This is a genomic window from Streptomyces sp. NPDC001544 (assembly GCF_042894285.1).
Classification (GTDB): Bacteria; Actinomycetota; Actinomycetes; order Streptomycetales; family Streptomycetaceae; genus Streptomyces.
In genome coordinates, this window is the sequence record NZ_JBIAVN010000012.1 from 169,654 (window position 1) to 192,380 (window position 22,727).

The following is a 22,727-nucleotide window of genomic DNA, read 5'->3' on the forward strand; positions in this document are numbered from 1 at the left end:
GGCGGGGTGGGGCATGTTCCTCGGAGGTGGATGAGGTCGGTGTGGTGGCGCTGCCGGAACGGCCGGAAGCGCGGGATCAGGAGTGGAGGGGGTTGGCGATGGTGACGTAGACGGACTGGGTGTCGACCGGGCCGACGAGTTCGTCGAGGCCGTGCAGCCGGGTCAGCAGATTGGCCTTGCAGCGCAGCACGGGTGAGTCGAGCAGGAGCGCGGGCAGGGAGGTGCGCAGCGGGGTGGGCCCCGAGGCCACGTCGCGCAGGAAGCGGCGGAAGGCGGCGAGCAGCAGGTGCTCGTCGGCCAGGCCCTGGGATCCGAACGCGCCGATGAGACCGAGCACGTTGTTGACGGCGAGGTAGTACGCGAAGCGCTCGTCCGTGACCTCGTCGGACACGAAGGTGTCGCTGTGCACGCCGATCCCGGGCAGACGTGCCTGCAGTTCGGCACGGCGGGATGCGCGGAAGTAGTAGCCCTGGTTGTCGCGGTAGCGGCCGCCCGCGGGCCAGCCGTCGCCGTCCAGCAGGAGCAGGGTGTTCTGCTGGTGTGCCTCGAGGGCGATGCCCGCCTCGCCGTCCAGCCAGAGGACGGGCCGTACGACCTGTTCCAGGTAGCGCAGGAACCACTCGGTGGCGACGGCGCCGCGTGGTCGGCGGGTTCGCTCGGCGAGCCGGGCGACGACCACGGCCAGCCGGGAGCGCACGGGCGGCACCCCGGCGAGCGGGCGGCCGCCGTCACCGTCGCCGTGGGGCCGGGGCGAGACGAGTCCGGCGACGCACGAGACGTCGTCGGACGGGGTGAACGGGTTGTGCCGGATCATCACGTCGAGTCCGGGTACGGGTCGGCCGTCCGGGTCGTCGACGGCCAGCCAGGCCGGGTCGCGGACGACGTCGAAGGACGGGTGCGCGGCCCGCCACTGCCGGGACAGGCCGCCGCGCAGCAGGCGGTGGACCTCGACGCCGCGGTGGAGTTCCTTGCGGAGGTTCTCGCGGCGGGAGTTGGTGATCCGCAGGCCGAGGGACAGTTTGAGCATGGCGGGCGCGCCGGACCGGTGGACGGTCCGTACGGAGGAGGTGGGGTGCCACGGGGAGCCGTGGCTGCCGAGTGCCCTGAGCAGCCCGGCGTCGAGGAGGGCGGCGGTCGGGTCGCGGTGCTGGATCTCGCGCCACTGCCAGGGGTGCAGGGGCAGGGCGGCGTAACCGTCGGGCAGGGACAGCCCCGGGCCGGCGAGCCGGAGCGTGAGCCGGTCGGCCGGGACGGCACGGCCGCGCTCGGTCCAGGCCGAGTCGGTGGCGAGCAGTGAGGGGGCTACGGCGATCCAGCGCAGGGGGAAGGAGCCCCGCAGTTCGGGTGAGTACAGGCGGGCTTCGGAGTCGGTGAGTCCCTCGCGGCTCTTGGGGGCCGGGTGGAAGGGATGGCCGAGCAGCAGCGCCTGTTCGGCGGCGAGGAAGTGGTCGGGACCGTCGGCGGGGTTGGCGCGCCGGTCGCTGATGAAGGTGGCGGTGCGGCGGAGGGAGTCGGCCACGCGGGCCACGAGGTCACCTCCGTCGGCGGCGACGGCGTCCGGGCTCGGGCCGGTGCCGTCGGCCTTGGCGTGTGCCTCCCTGCTGATCAGGGCGGTGAGCGTCACGGCGTCGAGCGGTGGGGTGCCCTCGGGGGCGTCGGCGAACCGGGGCGGTCCGAAGCGGTGCCAGCCGGCCGGGGACCAGTGGTGAACGGGGGCGATCAGCGCCGTGCCGCTGGCGGGCAGCGGGATGCGCAGGACACCGGTGCGCGGTTCGCGGAGGTCCGTCTCCCGTACCCAGCAGCGGAGCAGGTTGTCCACGGCGGCGGTCTGGGCGGCGAGGTGTGGTTCCGGGTGCTCCAGGAGACCGGCCGTGGCTGCCCTCGCCGGGGCGGTTTCCCGGGGCAGCGGTGTGTGCCGGGGCGCCGGCTCGACGGCGGGTGCGGGCGGGGAAGGGAGGTGCTGGGCGGGGAGGTGCGGGACGTGGAAACGGCCGTCTGGTGCCGGAATGGCGTTCAAGTCTGGTCCTCCGGGTTCGTGCGGGGCGCTCGGCGGGGGCGCTCGGCGGCGCGGTGGGCGAAGAGGGCCTGCCTCAGCCCCGGGGTGTCCTGGCCTCTTGGGCCGGGGAGACACCGCGGTCCACGGCCGCGACCGCGTCGGCGAGACGGTCGAGTACGGCGGTGGCCTGCTCGTCGCTGATCGTCAGGGGCGGGAGGAGCCGTACGACGCTGGCGTGGCGTCCGCCGAGTTCGACGATCAGGCCACGGCGCAGGCACTCACGCTGGACGGCCGCGGCCCGTTCGGGTGCGGCGGGCCGTGGGGTGCGGGGACCGCGGGGTGCGGCCTTAGGCGTTGCCGGGTCACCTTCCGGACCGGCAGCCGGTCCCGGCACCGCGGCAAGGGCCTCCCCCGGTCCGTCCGGGGCCGTTCCCCCGTCACGCTCCGGATCCACCACCTCGACGCCGATCATGAGGCCCCGGCCCCGCACATCGCCGACACACGCGAACTCCCCCTTGAGCGCTTTCAGTTGGGACAGCATGCGGGCGCCGACCCGGGCGGCGTGTGCGGCGAGGCCGTTCTCCCGGACGTGGGCGAGGGTGGCCGCACCCGCGGCCATGGCCAGTTGGTTGCCGCGGAAGGTGCCCGCGTGCGCGCCGGGTTCCCACACGTCGAGGTCGTCGCGGTAGACGACGACGGCCAGCGGAAGGCTGCCGCCGATGGCCTTGGACAGGACCATCACATCAGGGGTGACGCCGCTGTGCTCCACGGCCCAGAAGGTGCCGGTTCGCCCCACTCCCGTCTGCACCTCGTCGGCGATCAGCGGGATGGACCGGGCGGCGGTGATCTGCCGCATGCGTCGCATCCAGTCGTCCGGGGCGGGGATCACTCCGCCCTCGCCCTGGACGGGTTCGAGGATCATCCCGGCAGGCAGCGGCACACCCGACTTGGGGTCGTCGAGGACGTACTCGGTCCAGCGGGCGGCCAGTTCGGCACCGCGCGGTCCTCCGACGCCGAACGGGCAGCGGTAGTCCTGCGGATACGGCAGGCGGGCGACCCGTACGTCGCAGGCTCCGCCGGACGCTGCCAGGGCGCCGGTGGTCATCCCGTGGTAGGCGCCGGTGAAGGCGAGGATGCCGGAACGCCCGGTCGCGGCGCGCACCAGCTTGAAAGCTGCCTCCACCGCGTCCGTGCCGGCCGGCCCGCAGAACTGCACGCGAGCCCGGTCGGCGAGGCCCGGCGGCAGGGTCCGGAACAGCTCGGTGACGAAGGCGTCCTTGACCGGGGTCGCCAGGTCGAGGACGGACAGGGGGGCGCCGGAGTCGAGGACCTTGCGGATGGCGTCCAGCACGACGGGATGGTTGTGGCCGAGGGCGAGGGTGCCCGCGCCGGAGAGACAGTCGAGGTAACGGCGGCCGTCGGCGCCCTCGATGGTCAGTCCGCGGGCCCGGACCGGCACGATGGGAAGGGCGCGTGCGTAGGTGCGCGCCGCGGACTCGCGCGCCGACTGGCGCCGCAGGATGCCCTCGTGTGCGCCGCGCGCTCCCCCGGACACCGGTTCCGTCACGGTCACGGCATTGTCCTCCCGCTGTCCAGAGGCGACTTGCTCCCTCAGGAGGACCCGGCACAGGCAGCAGGCCCCCTCACCGCTACCAACCGCGGACCGGCCGACGGGTTACGGGTTGCTTCAAGATCCTTGCCGTGACGGAACCGTAGCCGTTCCGGCAGAAGTCCCCCACTGCGAACGCATAGGGTGTGATGCCGTTCCCAGACGTCCGTGAGAGCGGCGTGAACTCCGCGTGAGTTCCGCCGGATCGCACGGGCGCAGCGCCGAGTTCCGTCACGTCACGGGGAGTCAAGAGCATGCGATCCATACGGCCGCCGTTCACCGTTCACCGAAGGGGGACCGGGTCCCGCAGGACCTCCTCCTCCGCACTGGCGGCCGTCGCCCTGGCCTCGGCGCTGGCGCTCACCGCCACCGCCTGCAATGGTGACGACACGGCCGACGCCAAGCCGTCCGCGTCCGCTTCCGTGTCCGGTGACGGCAAGATCAGGATTCCGGACGACATCAGGAACAAGCTCAAAGAGCACGGCATCGACATCGACAAGTGGAAGCACGGCGCCTGGAAGAACTGGAACCGGGACGACTGGCTGCGCGAGGCCAACGACTTCATCAACCCCATCATCAAGGGCCTGTGGAACCCGGATCGCATGCGGGGCGCCGACGACCCGGACAAGGGTGTCGACGACAACGACATCTCCGGTGACCAGGGCGTGACGGACCCGACGCCGGCGCCGGTCAGGGCACAGGCGGTGCGGGCGCCGTACCACACCAACGCGGCCACGGCCGGAAAGGTGCTCTTCGACGCCCCCGGGGGCACGATGGTCTGCTCGGCGACGGTCGTGGAGGATCCGGCGCATCCGGGCAAGTCCAACCTCATCTGGACGGCGGGCCACTGCGTGCACGCCGGCAAGAAGGGCGGCTGGTACCGCAACATCGCCTTCGTGCCGTCGTACAACGACAAGGCCATGACGGCCCGGCAGTTGGAGAGCGCCACCAGGGACCAGGTCGCCCCGTACGGCGTCTGGTGGGCCGACGCGGCGCAGACCTCCCAGCAGTGGATCGCGCAGGGCGGTGAGACCGGCGGGAACGGCGCGTCGTACGACTTCGCCGTCATCCACGTCACGCCGGAGCAGGGCAACGGCGGCAAGTCCCTGGAGGAGACGGTCGGTTCGGCGCTTCCGGTGAACTTCGACGCGCCGGCCGTGCCGAAGGTCCAGAGCATCACGGCGACCGGCTACCCGGCCGCGCCGCCGTACGACGGCCAGCTGGCGTACCAGTGCCAGGACAAGCCGGGACGGCTGTCGATCCAGAAGTCGGACCCGACGATGTACCGCATCGGGTGCACGATGACGGGTGGTTCGTCCGGCGGCGGCTGGGTGGAGACCGGCTCGGACGGCAAGTCGGCGCTGGTTTCCAACACGTCCATCGGCCCGGTGTCCGCGGGCTGGCTGGCGGGTCCGCGGCTGGGTGACGTGGCCAAGGGCGTGTACGACAAGGTCAGCAAGCAGTTCGCCGGCCGGTAGAGGCTCGGTGCGTCGACCGGCACGGATCTGTGAACCGGCCTGACGCCGGTGTGCGAAGGCCCGCCCCCGCGGCAAGCGGGGACGGGCCTTCGCAGTTGTGCGTCAGAGCGCGGGAGCGGGCACGTACGGTGCGAGGTCCGCGGCCAGCTCCTCGTGCACCCGCGCCTTGAGCAGGGTGCCCTCCGCGGTGTGCTCCTCGGAGATCACCTCGCCCTCGGTGTGGGCACGGGCGACGAGCTTGCCGTGCGTGTACGGCACCAGGGCCTCGATCTCGACGGACGGCCTCGGCAGCTCGTTGTCGATGAGGGCCAGCAGCTCGGTGATGCCCCAGCCGGTGCGGGCCGAGACGGCGATGGAGCGCTTCTCGATCCGCATGAGCCGCTGGAGCACCAGCGGGTCGGCCGCGTCCGCCTTGTTGATCACGACGATCTCGGGCACGTCGGTGGCGCCGACGTCCCGGATCACCTCGCGCACGGCGGCCAGCTGCTCCTCCGGGTTCGGGTGCGAACCGTCCACGACGTGCAGGATCAGGTCGGAGTCGCCGACCTCCTCCATGGTGGAGCGGAACGCCTCGACCAGGTGGTGCGGCAGGTGCCGGACGAAGCCGACCGTGTCGGCCAGGGTGTAGAGGCGGCCGCTCGGGGTCTCGGCCCGGCGCACGGTCGGGTCGAGGGTCGCGAACAGGGCGTTCTCGACCAGGACGCCCGCGCCCGTCAGACGGTTGAGCAGGGAGGACTTGCCGGCGTTGGTGTAGCCAGCGATGGCGACGGAGGGCACCTTGTTGCGGCGGCGCTCCTGACGCTTGATCTCGCGCCCCGTCTTCATCTCCGCGATCTCCCGGCGCATCTTCGCCATCTTCTCGCGGATCCGGCGCCGGTCCGTCTCGATCTTGGTCTCACCGGGACCGCGGGTGGCGAGGCCGCCGCCCTTGCCGCCGCCCATCTGGCGGGACAGGGACTGACCCCAGCCGCGCAGCCGCGGCAGCATGTACTGCATCTGGGCGAGCGCGACCTGCGCCTTGCCCTCTCGGGACTTCGCGTGCTGGGCGAAGATGTCGAGGATCAGGGCCGTACGGTCGATGACCTTGACCTTGACGACGTCCTCGAGGTGGATCAGCTGGCCCGGGCTGAGCTCACCGTCACAGATGACGGTGTCGGCGCCCGTCTCGACGACGATGTCGCGCAGCTCCACGGCCTTGCCGGAACCGATGTAGGTCGCCGCGTCGGGCTCGTTGCGGCGCTGGATCACGCCGTCGAGGACGAGCGCACCGGCGGTCTCGGCGAGGGCGGCGAGCTCCGCGAGGGAGTTCTCCGCGTCCTGCGCGGTCCCCGAGGTCCAGACGCCGACGAGGACGACCCGCTCCAGCCGGAGCTGGCGGTACTCGACCTCGGTGACGTCCTCGAGTTCGGTGGACAGGCCCACCACACGGCGCAGCGCCGCGCGCTCGGAGCGGTCGAACTGGTCGCCGTCCCGCTCTCCGTCGATCTCGTGGCTCCAGGCGACGTCCTCTTCCATCAGGGCATCGGCCCGAAGACCTTCGGGGTAACTCTGCGCGAAGCGCTTGGTGTCCTGGGAAGCGGAAGAAGAGGAGGTCATTTGATCCTTACGTCCTGAGGAATCCGGTTGGCGGCGCCGGTGGCCGTGGCGGTCTCGGCCCGCCGATGTTCACAACGCACGAGTACCCCGGGAGATTCCCGTGCCCCGTGCCGCGCCGACCCGAAGATGGTCGCACGGCACGCCCTGTCTCGTCACCGCCTTATTCCTTGGTGCCGGGACACCTGGTTCCCGGTGCCTGGGGCGCCGAACCCGGCCGAGCCGGCCGGGCACGGCGCCCGGGTGTGCCGCTACCGCTTCCGCGTCGTCGCCTTCCAGTCCGGGTGGCCCGGCATGGGGGGTGTCTTCTCGCCGTACAGCCAGGCCTGGAAGAAGCCGGTCAGGTCGCGGCCGGCGACGGCCGAGGCGAGGCGGACGAAGTCGGCCGTGGTCGCCGTGCCGTCACGGTGCCCGCGCACCCACATCCGCTCCAGGCGCTCGAAGGCGGGGCGGCCGATCTCCTGGCGCAGGGCGTAGAGGACCAGCGCGGCACCGTCGTACACGTTGGGCCGGAAGATGCTGATCTTCTGGCCCGGCGCGGGCGGCTTGGGCAGCGCCGGCGGTCCGCCGGCCGCCCGCCAGCGGTCCGAGGAGCGGTAGGCGGCCTTCATCCGGTCGGCCATGGACTGGTGCGCCTTCTCCTGCGCGTACAGGGCCTCGTACCAGGTGGCGTGCCCCTCGTTGAGCCACACGTCGGACCAGGTGCGCGGGCTCACGCTGTCACCGAACCACTGGTGGGACAGCTCGTGCACCATGATCGACTCGATGTACCACCTGGGGTAGGCGGACCCGGTGAACAGGCTCTTCTCGAAGAGGGAGAGCGTCTGCGTCTCGAGTTCGAAGCCGGTGGCGGCCTGGGCCATGAGAACGCCGTACGTCTCGAAGGGGTAGGGCCCGACCTTGCTCTCCAGCCAGGCGATCTGGTCCGGGGTCTTCGCGAGCCAGGGTTCGAGCGCCTTGCGGTCCGCGGCGGGCACCACGTCGCGCACCGGCAGGCCGTGCGGGCCGATGCGGTGCAGCACCGCTGAACGGCCGATGGACACCTGCGCGAGCTCGGTGGCCATGGGGTGCCGGGTCCGGTACGTCCAGGTGGTGGAGCCGCCGGCCCGGTCCACGCCGGTCGGCACACCGTTGGCGACGGCCGTGTAGTCGCTGGGCGCGGTGATCCGGATGGTGAACATCGCCTTGTCGGAAGGGTGGTCGTTGCACGGGAACACCAGGTGGGCGGCGTCGGCCTGGTTGGCCATGGCGAGCCCGTCGGCGGTCCGCAGCCAGCCGCCGTCCCGGCCCTGGACGGCCCTGGGGTCGCTGGTGTGCCGCACGGTGATCCGGGTCCAGCTGCGCTCGGCCAGCGGTCTCTCGGGCGTGACCACCAGGTCCTCGCCGACCCCGGCGAAGGCCGCGGGCCTGCCGTCGACCTGGACGGATTCGACCGTGCCGTGGGCGAAGTCGAGGTTGACCCGCTCCAGCGGGGCGGTCGTCAGGGCGTCGATCGTGGTGACGGCCTCGAGGGGTCTGTCGTTGCGGCCGGGATAGGTGAAGGACAGGTCGTACGACACCACGTCGTATCCGGGGTTGCCCAGGTACGGGAAGAGCCGGTCGCCGACGCCCAGCGGGGCGGCCGGGGCGCTCGCGGCGAGGAGACCGACGCAGACGGCGGAGCCGAGGAGGGCGGTGGTCCGCCGGCGGGGGCGGGCACGGTGAACACCGGAGCGACGGTCCGGCATGCGGGGCGTGGGCAGCATGGACCACGGCTACCAGCACCCACCCGCCCCGCCGTGACGGCGCGCGACCGGCCCACTCGAATGGGGTCCCCCGCGGCCGGGTTGCTCAGGCTTCGGGGCCCTGGTGGTGCGCCCGGGCGACGTCGTACACGCCCGGTACGTTCCGCATCGCCCGCATCAGGGCCGGGAGGTGGGCCGCGTCGGGGAGCTGGAGGGTGTAGGTGTGGCGGACGCGCTGCTGGGTCGGCGGGGCGACGGTGGCGGAGACGATCTCGGCTCCTTCGAGGGCGATCGCCTCGGTGAGGTCGGCGAGCAGATGGGGGCGGCCGAACGATTCGGCGACCAGCGTGACCCGGCACTCGGTGGTGTCGCCCCAGCGCACGTCCACCTCGGCGCGCCCCGTGCTCTTCATACGCGCCACTGCGGCGCACTCCACGCGGTGCACGGTCACCGCCCCGCCGCGTACCGCGAAACCGGTGACCTCGTCGGGCGGTACGGGCGTACAGCACCCGGCGAGCCGCACGGCCGCCCCCGGCCGGTCGACGACGGCGTTGGCCGCGGAGGGGCGGGCGGGCGAGGCCTCGGTGAAGGGGCCGTTCCCCGAGCGGAAGGTGTTGCCGGCCACCGCTTCGGTCGGTCCCTGGGCGCCGTCCCCGCCGGGTGCCTCCGCACCGCGCCGGCCCTCCTCCCCGGCCTCCCCCGCCGTCGCTTCACCGGCGTCGGGGTGGGCCGCGAGCCACCGCTGGATGGCGATGCGGGCGGCCGGGGTGTGGGCGTGGTCGAGCCACTCCCGGGAGGGCTCGGAGGCGGGGTCCTGGCCCATGAGGAGCTGGACGGTGTCGCCGTCCTTCAGGACGGTGCTGAGGGTCGCCAGACGGCCGTTGACGCGGGCGCCGATGCAGGCGTGCGCGTCCTCGCCGTACTGCGCGTACGCGGCGTCCACGCAGGTGGCGCCCTCGGGCAGGCCGAGCGTGCCGCCGTCGGGCCGGAAGACGGTGATCTCGCGGTCCTGGGCGAGGTCCTCGCGCAGGGTGGACCAGAAGGTGTCGGGGTCGGGTGCCGCCCGCTGCCAGTCGAGGAGGCGGGAGAGCCAGCCGGGGCGGGTGGGGTCGACCCGCTCGCCGTCCCGCGCGGCCTGCTCCTCCGCGGGAGGCGCGTACGGGTTGCCGAGTGCGATGACTCCGGCCTCGGCGACCTTGTGCATCTGGTGGGTGCGGATGAGAACTTCGACGACCTGCCCGTCGGCGCGTGCGACGGCGGTGTGCAGCGACTGGTACAGGTTGAACTTCGGTACGGCGATGAAGTCCTTGAACTCGGACACGACGGGGGTCATGCAGGTGTGCAGCTCGCCCAGGACGCCGTAGCAGTCCGCGTCCTCGTTGACCAGCACGAGCAGGCGGCCGAAGTCGGCGCCGCGCAACTGCCCGCGTTTGCGTGCGACGCGGTGGACGGAGACGAAGTGCCGGGGTCGGATGAGGACTTCCGCCTGGATGCCGGCTTCGCGCAGGACCGCGCGGGCCTCGTCGGAGACCTCCGCGAGGGGGTCGCCCGGACGGCGTGCGTTGTCGGCGATCAGCTCGCGCGTGTGTTCGTACTCCGCGGGGTGGAGGATCGCGAAGACGAGGTCCTCCATCTCGGTCTTGAGCGCCTGGACGCCGAGCCGTTCGGCGAGCGGGATCAGGACGTCCATGGTGACCTTGGCGATGCGGGCCTGCTTCTCCGGCCGCATGACGCCGAGGGTGCGCATGTTGTGCAGCCGGTCGGCCAGTTTGATCGACATCACACGCACGTCGTTGCCGGTGGCGACCAGCATCTTGCGGAAGGTCTCGGACTCGGCGGCCGCTCCGTACTCGACCTTCTCCAGCTTCGTGACGCCGTCGACGAGGTAACGGACCTCCTCGCCGAACTGCTCCCGCACCTGATCCAGGGTCACGTCGGTGTCCTCGACGGTGTCGTGGAGCAGGGAAGCCGTCAGGGTCGTGGTCTCGGCGCCCAGTTCGGCCAGGATCAGGGTCACGGCCAGGGGGTGGGTGATGTACGGCTCGCCGCTCTTGCGCATCTGGCCGCGGTGCGAGGACTCGGCCAGGACGTAGGCACGCCGCAGCGGTTCGAGGTCGGCGTCGGGATAGTGGGCGCGGTGCGCCTCGGCGACGTGGCCGATGGCGTCGGGCAGCTTGTCGCGGGCGCCGGGTCCGAGCAGCGCGGCCCGACCGAGTCGGCGCAGGTCGATCCGGGGGCGGGCCTTCCTGCGGGCCGCTGTAGGGACTACAGGACCAGGGGTCGCAGGGTTCGTGGCCTCCGTACTCATGGGCACCTCCGGCTCGTTGACCGGCGGACGGGCCCCAGGGCATACACGGCTCAGGGATGGCGACGTCCCCCCGTCCGTGCCGGTGCTTGATGCTACCGAGCCCACCACGCCCGACTGACCGCCTCTCGCCGAGCGTGAAACGGATCACCCATTCGAGCGATGAAAAAGAGGTTTACGGTTTTGCGCCATGCGTTCCGGGGTCGGCCTTTGTTTCGTGCCGCCTCAGGCGCCGGATTTCGCGGATCCGAGCGCCCGGATCGGCTTGAGCCCCCGGTTCATGTGGTCAACGGACCGCGTTTTCCAGCCACTCGGCGTCGATCTCGCCCTCGGCGACGATCACGGCGGGGCCGGTCATCTCGACCTCGCCGTCCGGCCGCTCGGTGATCACCAGTCGTCCGCCGGGCACGTCGACGGTGTACGTCACCGGGGTGCCGGTGACGGCCGGGTCGGCGCCGTCCCGGCGCGCGGCCGCCACGGCGACGGCGCACGCGCCCGTGCCGCAGGAGCGGGTCTCGCCGGAACCCCGCTCGTGCACGCGCATCGCGACGTGGCGGGGGCCGCGGTCGACCACGAACTCGACGTTGACCCCTTCGGGGTAGGCGGCGGCCGGACTGAAGGGCGGCGGGGCGAGCAGGTCCCCGGCGTGCGCGAGGTCGTCGACGAAGGCGACGGCGTGCGGGTTGCCCATGTTCACGTTGCGCGCGGGCCAGCTGCGCTCGCCGACGCTCACCGTGACGTCCCCCTCGGGGAGGCGCGCGCTGCCCATGCCGACGGTGACGTCTCCGTCCTTCGCGATGTGGACGGTCTTCACGCCCCCGCGCGTGGCGACCGCGATGTCCCCTTCGGCCACATGCCCGGCGTGCTGCAGGTAGCGCGCGAACACCCGCACCCCGTTGCCGCACATCTCGGCGATGGAGCCGTCGCCGTTGCGGTAGTCCATGAACCACTCGGCCTCGGCCGCCATGTCCCCGGCCTCCGGATGGGCGGCGGACCGCACGACGTGCAGCACGCCGTCACCGCCGATGCCGGCGCGGCGGTCGCACAGGGCGGCGACGGCGGCCGGGGTCAGGTCGACGACGTTCTCGGGGTCCGGAACGATCACGAAGTCGTTCTCCGTGCCGTGACCCTTGAGGAAGGCGATCCGCGTGCTCATTCCTCGATCGTACGGGAGCGCTCCGCCGGCGGGCCGATGGAGTGGTGCGCCGGGAGGAACGGTGCAGGCCGTGTGCGGCTGATCGCGCCCACGCGGCGGAGCCGCACATCGACGCGGCCCGCGCCCCTTTCGGGGCGCCTCAGCGAAGCCTTGCCACACGCCATACGGCGAGTACCGCCACAACAGCCACCAGGAGCACGTACCCGAGTACGACCCGCCAGTCGGGCCGACGGCCGGAGCCCCGGGGCGGCAGGCCGGGCCAGGTGTGGCCGACGCGGCGGGCGGCCATCATGCCCCAGCCCGCGGCGCAGGAGCAGATCAGCAGGCCCAGCATGGCGATGACGGCACCGCTGTCCCCGAAGTCGAAGGCCAGCGGGAAGGCGAACATCAGGGAGCCCACCGCGGCCAGCCCCACGATGGGCGCGAGCTGCCAGATGCGCAGCCGGCGCTGCGGGCGCAGCTCGACCTCGACCTCCGGGCCGCTGGTGTACATCTCCTCGGGCTCGGGGCCGTCGGCGGTCACACCGTCCGGCGTCTCGTCCGGACCGTCGGGGCTGAGCAGGTGCTCGCCCAGTTCCGGTTCGCCGCCGTCGGTGGTGACGTACTCGGTGCTTCGTGCGGTGTCACGAGGGCCGGCCTCCATCGCCACGCGCCCTCCCAACTAGGACTCCACTTGGTCGATCGAAGCTCGATGATGGCACGGCACCTGAGGCCGGGATGACCGGCGGCGCATCCCGATGCCATGACGTGATCAGGCTGTGACCGGTCGTTCGACCAATGCCAGGGCGAGCTGCGGGAGCTCCGTGCGGTCCGCGGCGGCCCCACTCAACCAGTGCACCCGGGGATCGCGCCTGAACCACGAATCCTGGCGGCGCGCGAAGCGTTTGGTGGCGCGTACGGTCTCGGCCCTGGCCTCGTCCTCGGTGCACTCTCCGGCGAGCGCCGCGAGGATCTGCTGATAGCCGAGCGCGCGCGACGCCGTACGCCCCTCGCGCAGGCCCTGCGCCTGGAGTGCGCGCACTTCGTCCACGAGGCCTTCCTCCCACATCCGGTCGACCCGGCGTGCGATGCGTTCGTCCAGCTCGGGACGCGTCACGTCGACGCCGATCTGCAGGGTGTCGTAGACGGAGTCATGGCCGGGGAGGTTGGCGGTGAAGGGGCGGCCGGTGATCTCGATGACCTCCAGGGCCCGGACGATACGGCGTCCGTTGCTGGGCAGGATCGCGCGCGCGGCCTCGGGATCGGCGGCGGTCAGCCGGGCGTGCAGCGCGCCGGAGCCGCGCAGCGCGAGCTCCTCCTCCAGGCGGGCGCGGACCTCGGGGTCGGTGCCGGGGAACTCCAGGTTGTCGACGGCTCCCCGCACGTACAGGCCGGAGCCGCCGACCAGGATGGGCCAGCGGTCTTCGGCGAGCAGTGCGTCGATGCGCGCGCGGGCCAGTTTCTGGTACTCGGCGACGGATGCCGTGACGGTCACGTCCCAGATGTCCAGCAGGTGGTGCGGGACGCCGCCGCGCTCCTGGGGCGTCAGCTTGGCGGTGCCGATGTCCATCCCTCGGTAGAGCTGCATGGAGTCGGCGTTGACGACCTCGCCGCCGAGCTCCCGGGCCAGGAAGACGCCCAGATCGGACTTTCCGGCCGCGGTGGGACCGACGACGGCGATGACGCGGGGGGTGGGGGGTGCACTGCTCACCGCACCAGTCTCGCAAACGTCACCCCCGCGCCTCGAACGAGTTACGTGACGACCCGGGTCCGGGGTCGTTGCCCGTTGCGAGGGACCTGCCGCCTGCGTCCGGAGGCGGTGAGCCGGGTCGCGCAAACGGGCGCACCGGGCTGCGCGGGATTCTCCCGCACTAGTAACGTATGGAGTGGATATGGGTTTTTTTGCGCGACTTTTGCGGAGGTCGAAGGCGACGGAGGACGCGTCGGCCGCCGAGCCGCGTACGGAGACGGAGTCCGGCGGGTGCGAGGCGGAGGAACCGGTGGTGACGGCGGTGCCGGCGGCCGGGAGCGGGGCGGCGACGGCGGAGGCGGAGGCCCCCGAAGGCGGTGAGACCGACCGGCCGGACACCGCCGAGGCCACCGAGATCCCCAAGCAGCAGTCCGCCGAGGAGGCCGCCGACAACGAGGCCGGTGACGGCGCCCGCACGTGACCGCCTCCGCGAGGGAAGGTGGACCGATGGGTCTTCTGCACACTCTGAAGGTCAGGCTTGCGCCGGCCAGGGACAAGGTCACGCACTTCGCGCACCAGCACGGGGACACGATCGACCGGATCGAGCATCGGATCGAGCACGGCATCGACAGGGCCGCGAAGGTCGTCGACGAGCGGACCAAGGGCAAGTACAGCGACAGGATCCACACCGGCACCGGGAAGGCCAAGCACGCCATGGACCGGCTCGCCCACATGGGCGGTACCGAGACGGGCGACGGCGAGGCCGGCACACGTCCGGACGTGCCGCCGCCGGCTTCCTGACCGGCAACGGCCATCGATCGGCGGACGGCCGCGGAGCAGGACGGCTCCCGGCCGCCCGCCGTCCGCCGTCCGCAGCGCGCGACGGCCGGGCGGGCCCGGATCCGCCGGCGCCGGCCCGGTGCCTAGGACCAGGCCGCGACCACGTATCCCACGCCGTACGGCGCGTCCTCGTACAGCAGCGTGCCCGTCAGCTCCACGTCCTCGGCCGCACCCGCCAGCACCTGCCACGGGGCACGGCCCGAGACCTTGAGCTCGTACGCCAGCTCCCTGTCCAGCGCCTTCAGTGCCGGTACGTCCGCCGCCCCGAGCGCCCGCGTGATCCCGGCGTCGAAGGGCTCGGCACGCTCGTCGAGGTAGCCCGGCGCCTTGAGCGTGCGGCAGGCGCTGGCGTCACCCATCACCAGCAGCCCCACCCGGGCGGCCCGCGCACCGATCTCCCGGCCGGCCTCGAAACACCGCTCGGGCGTGAGGGGTTCCCCCACGCCGAGTCCCTCGATCGGCGCGGCCGCCCAGTCCGCGTGCTCCAGCAGCCAGGCGGCGACGGCGAGCGACGGCGGCAGCGTACGGTCGTACGCCGTCCCCGCGCCGGGACCGAGCCGTACGTCCAGGTCCACGCCGAAACCACGGAAGGAACCCGGGGTTCCCTGCGGATGCGCTCCGCGCCCGTCCTGCTCGGCGGGCCCGACGACCACCAGCAGACCGGGACGGGCGGCGGCGAGCACACCGAGCGCCTCCGTGCAGGCGGCGCGCGCCGCGTCCAGCTCGGGTGCGGCGCCCGCGGCGACCTCGGGCACGAGCAGCGGCGGACAGGGGCATACGGCGGCGGCGACAAGCATGACCGGCAGGGTAACGCCGGTCGGGCCGTCAGTCGCAGCCGCAGCCGCCGGTCGCGGCGGGCAGCGGTGCCGGCACGCCGATCTTCGGCAGTCCCAGCATCACCCCGGCCGGCCCCGCGGCCTCGGCGGCGTTGCGCTTCTCCCAGGCGTCGCCCGCGCGCGTGGGGCGCACGGCGAGGACGGGGCCCTCGGCGAGGAGGTGGTGCGGAGCGGCGTACGTCACCTCGACCGTGACCACGTCACCGGGGCGCACCTCCTGCTCCGGCTTGGTGAAGTGGACCAGGCGGTTGTCGGGGGCCCTGCCGGAGAGGCGGTGGGTGGCGCCGTCCTTGCGGCCCTCGCCCTCGGCGACCATGAGCTCCAGGGTGCGTCCGACCTGCTTCCTGTTCTCCGCCCAGGAGATCTCCTCCTGGAGGGCGACGAGACGCTCGTAGCGCGCCTGCACGACCTCCTTGGGGATCTGGCCGTCCATGGTCGCGGCCGGGGTGCCGGGGCGCTTGGAGTACTGGAAGGTGAAGGCCTGGGCGAAGCGGGCCTCGCGCACCACGTGCAGGGTCTGCTCGAAGTCCTCCTCGGTCTCGCCGGGGAAGCCCACGATGATGTCGGTGGTGATCGCGGCGTGCGGGATGGCGGCGCGGACCTTCTCGATGATCCCCAGGTAGCGCTCCTGGCGGTAGGAGCGGCGCATCGCCTTCAGGACCGTGTCCGAGCCGGACTGCAGCGGCATGTGCAGCTGCGGCATCACGTTCGGCGTCTCGGCCATGGCGGCGATGACGTCGTCGGTGAAGTCACGCGGGTGCGGGGAGGTGAAGCGCACGCGCTCCAGGCCCTCGATCGTGCCGCAGGCCCGCAGCAGCTTGCTGAAGGCCTCGCGGTCGCCGATGTCGGAGCCGTAGGCGTTGACGTTCTGCCCGAGCAGCGTGATCTCGGAGACACCTTCCGCGACCAGGGCCTCGACCTCGGCCAGGATGTCGCCGGGACGGCGGTCCTTCTCCTTGCCGCGCAGCGCCGGGACGATGCAGAAGGTGCAGGTGTTGTTGCAGCCGACGGAGATCGACACCCAGGCCGCGTAGGCGCTCTCGCGCCGCGTGGGCAGCGTGGACGGGAACGCCTCCAGCGACTCGGCGATCTCGACCTGCGCCTCTTCCTGCACGCGCGCGCGTTCCAGCAGGACCGGCAGCTTTCCGATGTTGTGCGTGCCGAAGACGACGTCCACCCAGGGCGCCTTCTTCACGATGGTGTCCCGGTCCTTCTGCGCCAGACAGCCGCCGACCGCGATCTGCATCCCGGGCCGCTTCGCCTTCCGCGGGGCGAGCCGGCCCAGGTTGCCATACAGCCGGTTGTCGGCGTTCTCACGGACCGCGCAGGTGTTGAAGACGACGACGTCCGCGTCCCCGTCCGACCCCTCGGGTGCGCGCACGTACCCGGCCTCTTCGAGCAGCCCGGACAACCGTTCGGAGTCGTGGACGTTCATCTGGCACCCGTAGGTGCGGACCTCGTACGTCTTGGGTGATCGAACATCCACTGCCGGGCTCCGGTCGCTGCTGCTGGTCATGCGTCAAGGGTAGGCGGTCCCCGGAGCGCCTCGGCCCCGCGCTCCGTGGGCCGACGGGCCACAGCAGTCCGAGCAGTCCGTCGGTGAACTCCGCCGTGGTGGCGGTCGGTCCGATCCGCGACCCGTGGGTCGGGGGGCGGCCCTTCCTGCCCGACGGGCTGGCTCCCGGTCATCGACCGCGTCCCGGGCCACGGCATGCTCGGCGTCACCCTCGGCCCCGTCACCGGGCACAGGCTCACCGGGTACATCCTCACCGGCCGCCGCCCGGAGACCCTCCTTCCGTTCCGCTTCGACCGGTTGCGCAGGTGAAACGCGACGCCGCCCGAAGCCATGGCCGCCGGATCTCCCGGAGCCATGGCGCCGGATCGCGGCGAGCCTCGTCAGACGCTCTCGGCGGACCAGCCCTGGCGGCGCAGAACGGCCGTCACGTCCGGCGCCCGGTAGTGCTCGCCCTTGAGGACCTTGCCGTCGGCACGGCGGGCCACCTGCCCGCCGGGGCCCAGCTTGCTCATGTTGGCGCGGTGGATCTCGGCGATCACCTCGTCGAGGTCGATGCCGTGCACCAGCGCCGTCCCGTACGCCACGTAGACCACGTCGGCCAGTTCGTGCGCGAGCCGGTCGAGCGGTCCGGTGACCGCCACCTCGGCGACCTCCGCGGCCTCCTCCGCGAGCAGTTCCCCGCGGTGCGCGGCCAGTTCGGGGGACACCTCCGTCGGCGTGGCGCGGGTGTCGAGGCCGAAGGCGTGATGGAACTGACGGACGAGGTCGGCGGGCGAAGAGCTCATACGGCGACCCTAACGGCCGCCGACGATGGTCCCCGCCACCCGCCCCGCCCTGGTCAGGACGGTGAGCGGGCTGGCAGGATCGCGCGCATGTCCAAGGTGTTCCCCCGTATCGGCAGGCGCCGGGCCCTGCAGGGCGCGGCAGCCGGCTTCGTGGTCTTCGGGCTGCTGCTGTGGTGGCTGCTGCCCCTGGGCGAGGACCCGCCGAGCGGGACGATCGTCTTCAGCACCGGCACGCCCCGGGGCGTGTACCAGGAGTACGGGGAACAACTGCGCACCGAGTTCCGCAAAGACATGCCGGGACTGAAGGTGAACCTGCTGAACAGCGCCGGTTCGCAGCAGAACGTGCAGCGCGTGGCCACGGGGAGGGCCGACTTCACCATCGCGGCGGCCGACGCGGTGGAGACGTACGAGCTGCACCACGGCAACGGCGCCGGGCATCTGCGGGGGGTGGCGCGGCTGTACGACGACTACGTGCAGCTGATCGTGCCGCGCGACTCGGGCATCAGGACCCTCGCGGACCTGCGGCACAAGCGGGTGGCCATCGGGCTGCCCAAATCGGGGGTCCGGCTGATCGCCGAACGGGTCCTGAAGGCGGCGGGGATCGACCCGGGCAAGGGCATCACCCCGATGTCCGACGGCATCGACACCGGGCCCGACCGGCTGCGGCACCACAAGATCGACGCGTTCTTCTGGTCCGGTGGGCTGCCCACCGACGGGCTGGTCAAGCTGGCCGGGAAGTTCCCCTTCCGGTTCGTTCCGATCGAGGGCGCGGTGGTCACCAGGCTGCACGCCCAGGGGGACGCCGCCCGCTACTACCGGACGACCAACATGCCCGAGTCGGCCTACCGGTCCCTCGGGCAGAGTTCCACGGTGCCGACCATCGCGGTGTCCAACGTCCTGATGACCCGTGAGGACATGGATCCCCGGCTCACCGAGTGGATCACCCGTGTCGTGATCAGGAGCCGTGACCGCATAGGGAACCACGTCCACTCGGCCCAGCTCGTCGATCTGCGGACGGCCATCTACACCGACCCCCTGGACCTGCACGAGGGTGCGCGGCGTTACTACCGGTCGATGAAGCCGTGACCGCCGGCGCAGCCGCCGCTCAGAGTCCCGGCCGGGTTCTGGGCACCGTCACCGTGACCGTGAGGCCCCGCGGCTCGTGGTGGGCGTACGCGATCGAGCCGCCGGCCGCCGTGAGCAGGGCGCGGGTGATGGACAGGCCGAGGCCGGAGCCCTTGACGTTCTGGTGACGGCCGCTGCGCCAGAAGCGGTCGCCGACCCGGGCGAGTTCCTCGTCGGTGAGGCCGGGGCCGGTGTCGTCGACCCGCACGGCCGAGATGTCCCCGGTGGAGGAGACGGTCACCTCGACCGTGCCTCCCTCGGGGGTGAACTTCACCGCGTTGTCGATCACCGCGTCCAGCGCGCTGGACAGCGTGACCGGGTCGGCCCAGCCGGTGGTGGGCGGGCAGTCGCCGGCCAGCCGGACGCCCTTGGCCTCGGCGGCCGGCGCCCAGGCCGCCACCCGCTCGGCGGCCAGCTGGCCGATGTCCGTCAGCCGGATGTCCGCCTCGACGTGCTCGGCCAGCGCCAGGTCGAGCAGGTCGTCGAGGACCTGTGCGAGGCGCTTGCCCTCGGTCCGTACCGAGGCGATCTCCTCGTTGTCCTCGGGCAGTTCGAGGGCGAGCAGTTCGATGCGCAGCAGCAGCGCCGCGAGCGGGTTGCGCAACTGGTGCGAGGCGTCCGCGACGAAGGCGCGCTGCTGCTCCAGCACGTCCTCGACGTTGTCGGCCATCTCGTTGAACGACCGGGCGAGCCGCCTGAGTTCCGGCGGGCCGCCGCCCACCGCCACCCGTGACTTCAGGCGCCCGGTGGCGATGTCGTGGGTGGTGGCGTCGAGGATCCGTACGGGCAGGAGCACCCAGCCGGTCAGTCGCAGCGCGGCGCCGACGGCCAGCAGCATCGCGGCGGCCTCGCCCACGGCGATGACCAGCCAGCCGTGCAGGGTCCGTGAACGCATCGCCCCGGTGGGCGAGTCGGTGACCACCACGGCCACGACGTCTCCGTCCCGGATGACCGGCGAGGCGACGACGAGGCGGGTGCGCTGCCAGGGCCACACCTGCTTCGGGTCGTGGCTGCGCCGGCTGAGCAGGGCCTCCTGGAAGGCCTCGCGCGTCTCGCCCCGGTCGGGCAGGATCCAGTCGACGGGCGCGTTGGCCATGGCGGAGCCGTTGCGGTAGAAGACGCCCGCGCGAATGCCGTAGACGCCGTAGTAGCTCACGAGTTCCCGGCGCAGGGTCTCCCCGCGCTCGTCGACGCTGGTGCGCAGGGATGTGCTGGGTCCGTCGGCGACGTACTGGGCGAGCGCCGCGAAGCGGGCCGTGTCGTCGATCCGGTCGACGACCACGCGCTGCTGCTCGGCCGCGGCCACGCTGAGGGCGAGCGGGAACCCGAGGGCGAGCAGTACGGCCGCCATCAGGACGATGAGCAGCGGTAGAAGCCTGGTGCGCAACCCGTCCCCGCTAGGCGGCCGGTGCGACGAGGCGGTAGCCGACGCCGCGTACGGTCTCGATCAGCGCGGGCATGCGCAGCTTGGCGCGCAGGGAGGCCACGTGCACCTCCAGGGTGCGTCCCGTGCCTTCCCAACTGGTCTGCCACACCTCGCTGATGATCTGCTCCCGCCGGAAGACCACTCCAGGGCGCTGGGCGAGCAGGGCGAGAAGGTCGAACTCCTTGCGGGTCAGTTGGACGACGGAACCGTCCACGCTGACCTGGCGGGTGGGCAGTTCGATGTGCACCGGGCCCAGGCGCAGCGTGCTCTCGCCGCCCGGCTCGGCGTCCTCGTGGACGGTGCGCCGGCTGACGGCGTGGATCCGGGCGAGCAGTTCCCCGGTGTCGTACGGCTTCACCACGTAGTCGTCGGCGCCGAGGTTGAGCCCGTGGATGCGGGAGCGCACGTCGGAACGGGCGGTCACCATGATCACCGGTGTGCTGGTGCGCTTTCGGATCTTGCCGCAGACCTCGTATCCGTCCTGGTCGGGCAGGCCCAGGTCGAGCAGGACGACGCCGAAGCCGGCACATTCGGGGACGAGGGCCTGGAGGGCCTCCTCACCGTTGCGCGCATGGGTGACGTCGAAACCGTGTCGTTTGAGGACCGCGGACAGCGCGGCGGCGACGTGGTTGTCGTCCTCGACGAGCAGCAGTCTCATCCCGGCCCCCTCCGGTTCGATCGGTCGTAGTCTCGGTCTGTAGAAATCGCGCACGCGCGCGTGCATCAAGGCAGTCACGCTGATGGACGACAACGGCGTCAAGAGGGTTCCGGTTGCCCGCGACTTCCGTTACCCGGCCGATACGCACCCCCGTGGAACTGCTACGACACGTGTCCGATTGCTATCGGATCGTGATGCTCAGATTCCCCTCAGATGTAATGACGCAGGTCACTCGGCGTCACTACTGTCCTCCGAAACCGAGGAGGACGGAGCCTGAAAGCGATGACCGAAGTATCGGTGGCCAAGCAAGACACGGCCGCGACCGGCGAACTGGTCGTCCTGAAGAGCGTCAACAAGCACTTCGGCGCGTTGCACGTGCTCCAGGACATCGATCTGACGATCACCCGCGGCGAGGTCGTCGTGGTCATCGGGCCCTCCGGGTCCGGCAAGTCCACCCTCTGCCGCACCATCAACCGGCTGGAGACCGTCGACTCGGGCACCATCACGATCGACGGCAAGCCCCTGCCCCAGGAGGGCAAGGAGCTCGCCCGGCTGCGTGCGGACGTCGGGATGGTCTTCCAGTCCTTCAACCTCTTCGCGCACAAGACGGTGCTCGAGAACGTGATGCTGGGCCAGGTCAAGGTCCGCAAGGCGGACAAGAAGCAGGCCGAGGAGAAGGCCCGCGCCCTGCTCGACCGGGTCGGTGTGGGCACCCAGGCCGACAAGTACCCCGCGCAGCTCTCCGGCGGTCAGCAGCAGCGCGTCGCGATCGCCCGGGCGCTGGCGATGGACCCGAAGGTCATGCTGTTCGACGAGCCGACCTCCGCGCTCGACCCGGAGATGATCAACGAGGTGCTGGAGGTCATGCAGCAGCTCGCCCGGGACGGCATGACGATGATCGTCGTCACCCACGAGATGGGCTTCGCACGATCGGCTGCAAACCGAGTGGTCTTCATGGCGGACGGCCGCATCGTCGAAGAGGCTGCGCCCGAGCAGTTCTTCAGCGCTCCGCGCAGCGACCGTGCCAAGGACTTCCTGTCGAAGATCCTGCACCACTGACGGCGCCCTTCGCGCCCCACGAACCGCGCCCCACGAACCGCGTCACCGGGCCGAGGCCCGCATCTCCTCACCACGTAAAGGAAGTTCACCATGAAGCTCCGCAAGGTCACCGCCGCCACGGCCGTCGTGCTCGCTCTCGCCGTGTCCGCCACGGCGTGTGGCGAGAACAAGAAGGACAAGGAGGGCGGCGGTTCCTCCGGTGGCGGCGGCAAGATCACCATCGGCATCAAGTTCGACCAGCCCGGCATCGGCCAGAAGACCCCGCAGGGTTACTCGGGCTTCGACGTCGACGTGGCGACGTACGTGGCCAAGAAGCTCGGATACAGCGCGGACAAGATCGAGTGGAAGGAGTCGAAGAGCGCCGACCGCGAGACCATGCTGCAGCGCGGTGACGTCGACTTCATCGCCGCCTCGTACTCGATCACGCCGGAGCGCCAGAAGCTGGTCGACTTCGCCGGCCCGTACCTGCTGGCCCATCAGGACGTGCTGGTCCGCGCGGACGACAACAGCATCAAGTCGCCCTCGGACCTGAACAAGAAGAAGCTCTGCTCGGTGGTCGGCTCCACCTCGGCGCAGAACGTCCACGACAAGCTCGCCCCCAAGGCGAAGCTCCAGGAGTACCCGACCTACTCCGCGTGCCTGACCGGTCTGCAGAACAAGGCCATCGACGCCCTGACCACCGACGACTCGATCCTCGCCGGTTACGCCGCCCAGTCCCAGTTCAAGGGCAAGTTCAAGCTCGGCGGTTTCAAGATGACCAACGAGAACTACGGCATCGGCGTCAAGAAGGGCAGCGACCTCAAGGCCAAGATCAACAAGGCGCTGGAGGAGATGGTCTCCAGCGGTGAGTGGCAGAAGGCCGTGGACAAGAACTTCGGTCCCGCCAACTACAAGAACGAGCCCGCCCCGAAGATCGGCGACATCAAGAGCTGAGGCAGTGCCCGCCGGTGCG

General features: G+C 71.6%; 19 protein-coding genes. 6 read left to right on the plus strand and 13 right to left on the minus strand.

Annotated features, from left to right (window positions below; genetic code table 11):
- Positions 1 to 76: 76 nt before the first annotated feature.
- Positions 77 to 2,017: an IucA/IucC family protein gene (locus ACFY0F_RS27580; protein ID WP_388799688.1), complete on the minus strand. Its 1,941-nt coding sequence runs from the start codon at positions 2,015 to 2,017 to the stop codon at positions 77 to 79.
- Between the two features lie 73 nt (positions 2,018 to 2,090).
- Complete coding sequence (locus tag ACFY0F_RS27585) at positions 2,091 to 3,569, minus strand: diaminobutyrate--2-oxoglutarate transaminase family protein (RefSeq protein WP_388799691.1); 1,479 nt, start codon at positions 3,567 to 3,569, stop codon at positions 2,091 to 2,093.
- Positions 3,570 to 3,859: 290 nt separating this feature from the next.
- Between ACFY0F_RS27585 and ACFY0F_RS27590 the strand changes: the two genes are divergently transcribed.
- Positions 3,860 to 5,083, plus strand: a complete 1,224-nt coding sequence (locus ACFY0F_RS27590) for a trypsin-like serine peptidase (RefSeq protein ID WP_388799694.1) — start codon at positions 3,860 to 3,862, stop codon at positions 5,081 to 5,083.
- Between the two features lie 102 nt (positions 5,084 to 5,185).
- Here ACFY0F_RS27590 and hflX read toward each other — a convergent pair whose 3' ends face one another.
- The 6 genes from hflX to miaA form a co-directional block, all read right to left on the minus strand.
- On the minus strand, positions 5,186 to 6,679 hold the full coding sequence (gene hflX, locus ACFY0F_RS27595) for a GTPase HflX (protein WP_388799697.1): 1,494 nt from the start codon (positions 6,677 to 6,679) through the stop codon (positions 5,186 to 5,188).
- Positions 6,680 to 6,927: 248 nt separating this feature from the next.
- Positions 6,928 to 8,421 carry a M1 family metallopeptidase gene (locus tag ACFY0F_RS27600; RefSeq protein ID WP_388799700.1) on the minus strand — a complete coding sequence of 498 codons (1,494 nt, stop codon included), beginning with the start codon at positions 8,419 to 8,421 and terminating at the stop codon, positions 6,928 to 6,930.
- 85 nt (positions 8,422 to 8,506) lie between these two features.
- Positions 8,507 to 10,708 carry a RelA/SpoT family protein gene (locus tag ACFY0F_RS27605; RefSeq protein ID WP_388799703.1) on the minus strand — a complete coding sequence of 734 codons (2,202 nt, stop codon included), beginning with the start codon at positions 10,706 to 10,708 and terminating at the stop codon, positions 8,507 to 8,509.
- A gap of 283 nt (positions 10,709 to 10,991) precedes the next feature.
- Positions 10,992 to 11,861, minus strand: coding sequence for a diaminopimelate epimerase (gene dapF / locus ACFY0F_RS27610; protein ID WP_388799706.1), 870 nt, complete (start codon positions 11,859 to 11,861; stop codon positions 10,992 to 10,994).
- Between the two features lie 139 nt (positions 11,862 to 12,000).
- Positions 12,001 to 12,504, minus strand: coding sequence for a hypothetical protein (locus ACFY0F_RS27615; protein WP_388799822.1), 504 nt, complete (start codon positions 12,502 to 12,504; stop codon positions 12,001 to 12,003).
- A gap of 108 nt (positions 12,505 to 12,612) precedes the next feature.
- Positions 12,613 to 13,551 (minus strand): tRNA (adenosine(37)-N6)-dimethylallyltransferase MiaA, encoded by a 939-nt coding sequence (gene miaA, locus ACFY0F_RS27620; RefSeq protein ID WP_388799709.1) that lies wholly within the window; start codon positions 13,549 to 13,551, stop codon positions 12,613 to 12,615.
- 181 nt (positions 13,552 to 13,732) lie between these two features.
- On the opposite strand from miaA, the gene ACFY0F_RS27625 reads away from it, so the two are divergent.
- Together ACFY0F_RS27625 and ACFY0F_RS27630 are read left to right on the plus strand one after the other, a co-directional pair.
- Positions 13,733 to 14,011 (plus strand): hypothetical protein, encoded by a 279-nt coding sequence (locus ACFY0F_RS27625; protein ID WP_388799712.1) that lies wholly within the window; start codon positions 13,733 to 13,735, stop codon positions 14,009 to 14,011.
- A gap of 26 nt (positions 14,012 to 14,037) precedes the next feature.
- Positions 14,038 to 14,331: an antitoxin gene (locus ACFY0F_RS27630; RefSeq protein WP_388799714.1), complete on the plus strand. Its 294-nt coding sequence runs from the start codon at positions 14,038 to 14,040 to the stop codon at positions 14,329 to 14,331.
- 122 nt (positions 14,332 to 14,453) lie between these two features.
- Here ACFY0F_RS27630 and ACFY0F_RS27635 read toward each other — a convergent pair whose 3' ends face one another.
- From ACFY0F_RS27635 to ACFY0F_RS27645, 3 genes are all read right to left on the minus strand, one after another.
- Positions 14,454 to 15,167, minus strand: a complete 714-nt coding sequence (locus ACFY0F_RS27635; RefSeq protein ID WP_388799717.1) for a class III extradiol dioxygenase subunit B-like domain-containing protein — start codon at positions 15,165 to 15,167, stop codon at positions 14,454 to 14,456.
- 28 nt (positions 15,168 to 15,195) lie between these two features.
- Positions 15,196 to 16,722, minus strand: coding sequence for a tRNA (N6-isopentenyl adenosine(37)-C2)-methylthiotransferase MiaB (gene miaB / locus ACFY0F_RS27640; RefSeq protein WP_388799720.1), 1,527 nt, complete (start codon positions 16,720 to 16,722; stop codon positions 15,196 to 15,198).
- Between the two features lie 380 nt (positions 16,723 to 17,102).
- Entirely contained in the window at positions 17,103 to 17,507 is a 405-nt protein-coding gene (locus ACFY0F_RS27645) for a MazG nucleotide pyrophosphohydrolase domain-containing protein (protein WP_388799723.1), read from the minus strand.
- 87 nt (positions 17,508 to 17,594) lie between these two features.
- On the opposite strand from ACFY0F_RS27645, the gene ACFY0F_RS27650 reads away from it, so the two are divergent.
- Complete coding sequence (locus ACFY0F_RS27650; RefSeq protein ID WP_388799727.1) at positions 17,595 to 18,593, plus strand: TAXI family TRAP transporter solute-binding subunit; 999 nt, start codon at positions 17,595 to 17,597, stop codon at positions 18,591 to 18,593.
- A 19-nt stretch (positions 18,594 to 18,612) separates the two neighbouring features.
- Here the strand turns inward: ACFY0F_RS27650 and ACFY0F_RS27655 are convergent, their stop codons facing one another.
- Positions 18,613 to 20,019, minus strand: a complete 1,407-nt coding sequence (locus tag ACFY0F_RS27655; protein ID WP_388799730.1) for an ATP-binding protein — start codon at positions 20,017 to 20,019, stop codon at positions 18,613 to 18,615.
- A gap of 10 nt (positions 20,020 to 20,029) precedes the next feature.
- On the minus strand, positions 20,030 to 20,716 hold the full coding sequence (locus ACFY0F_RS27660; RefSeq protein WP_388799732.1) for a response regulator transcription factor: 687 nt from the start codon (positions 20,714 to 20,716) through the stop codon (positions 20,030 to 20,032).
- Between the two features lie 282 nt (positions 20,717 to 20,998).
- Between ACFY0F_RS27660 and ACFY0F_RS27665 the strand changes: the two genes are divergently transcribed.
- Positions 20,999 to 21,775, plus strand: coding sequence for an amino acid ABC transporter ATP-binding protein (locus ACFY0F_RS27665; RefSeq protein ID WP_388799734.1), 777 nt, complete (start codon positions 20,999 to 21,001; stop codon positions 21,773 to 21,775).
- A 90-nt stretch (positions 21,776 to 21,865) separates the two neighbouring features.
- Entirely contained in the window at positions 21,866 to 22,708 is an 843-nt protein-coding gene (locus ACFY0F_RS27670) for a glutamate ABC transporter substrate-binding protein (RefSeq protein ID WP_388799736.1), read from the plus strand.
- Positions 22,709 to 22,727 lie beyond the last annotated feature (19 nt).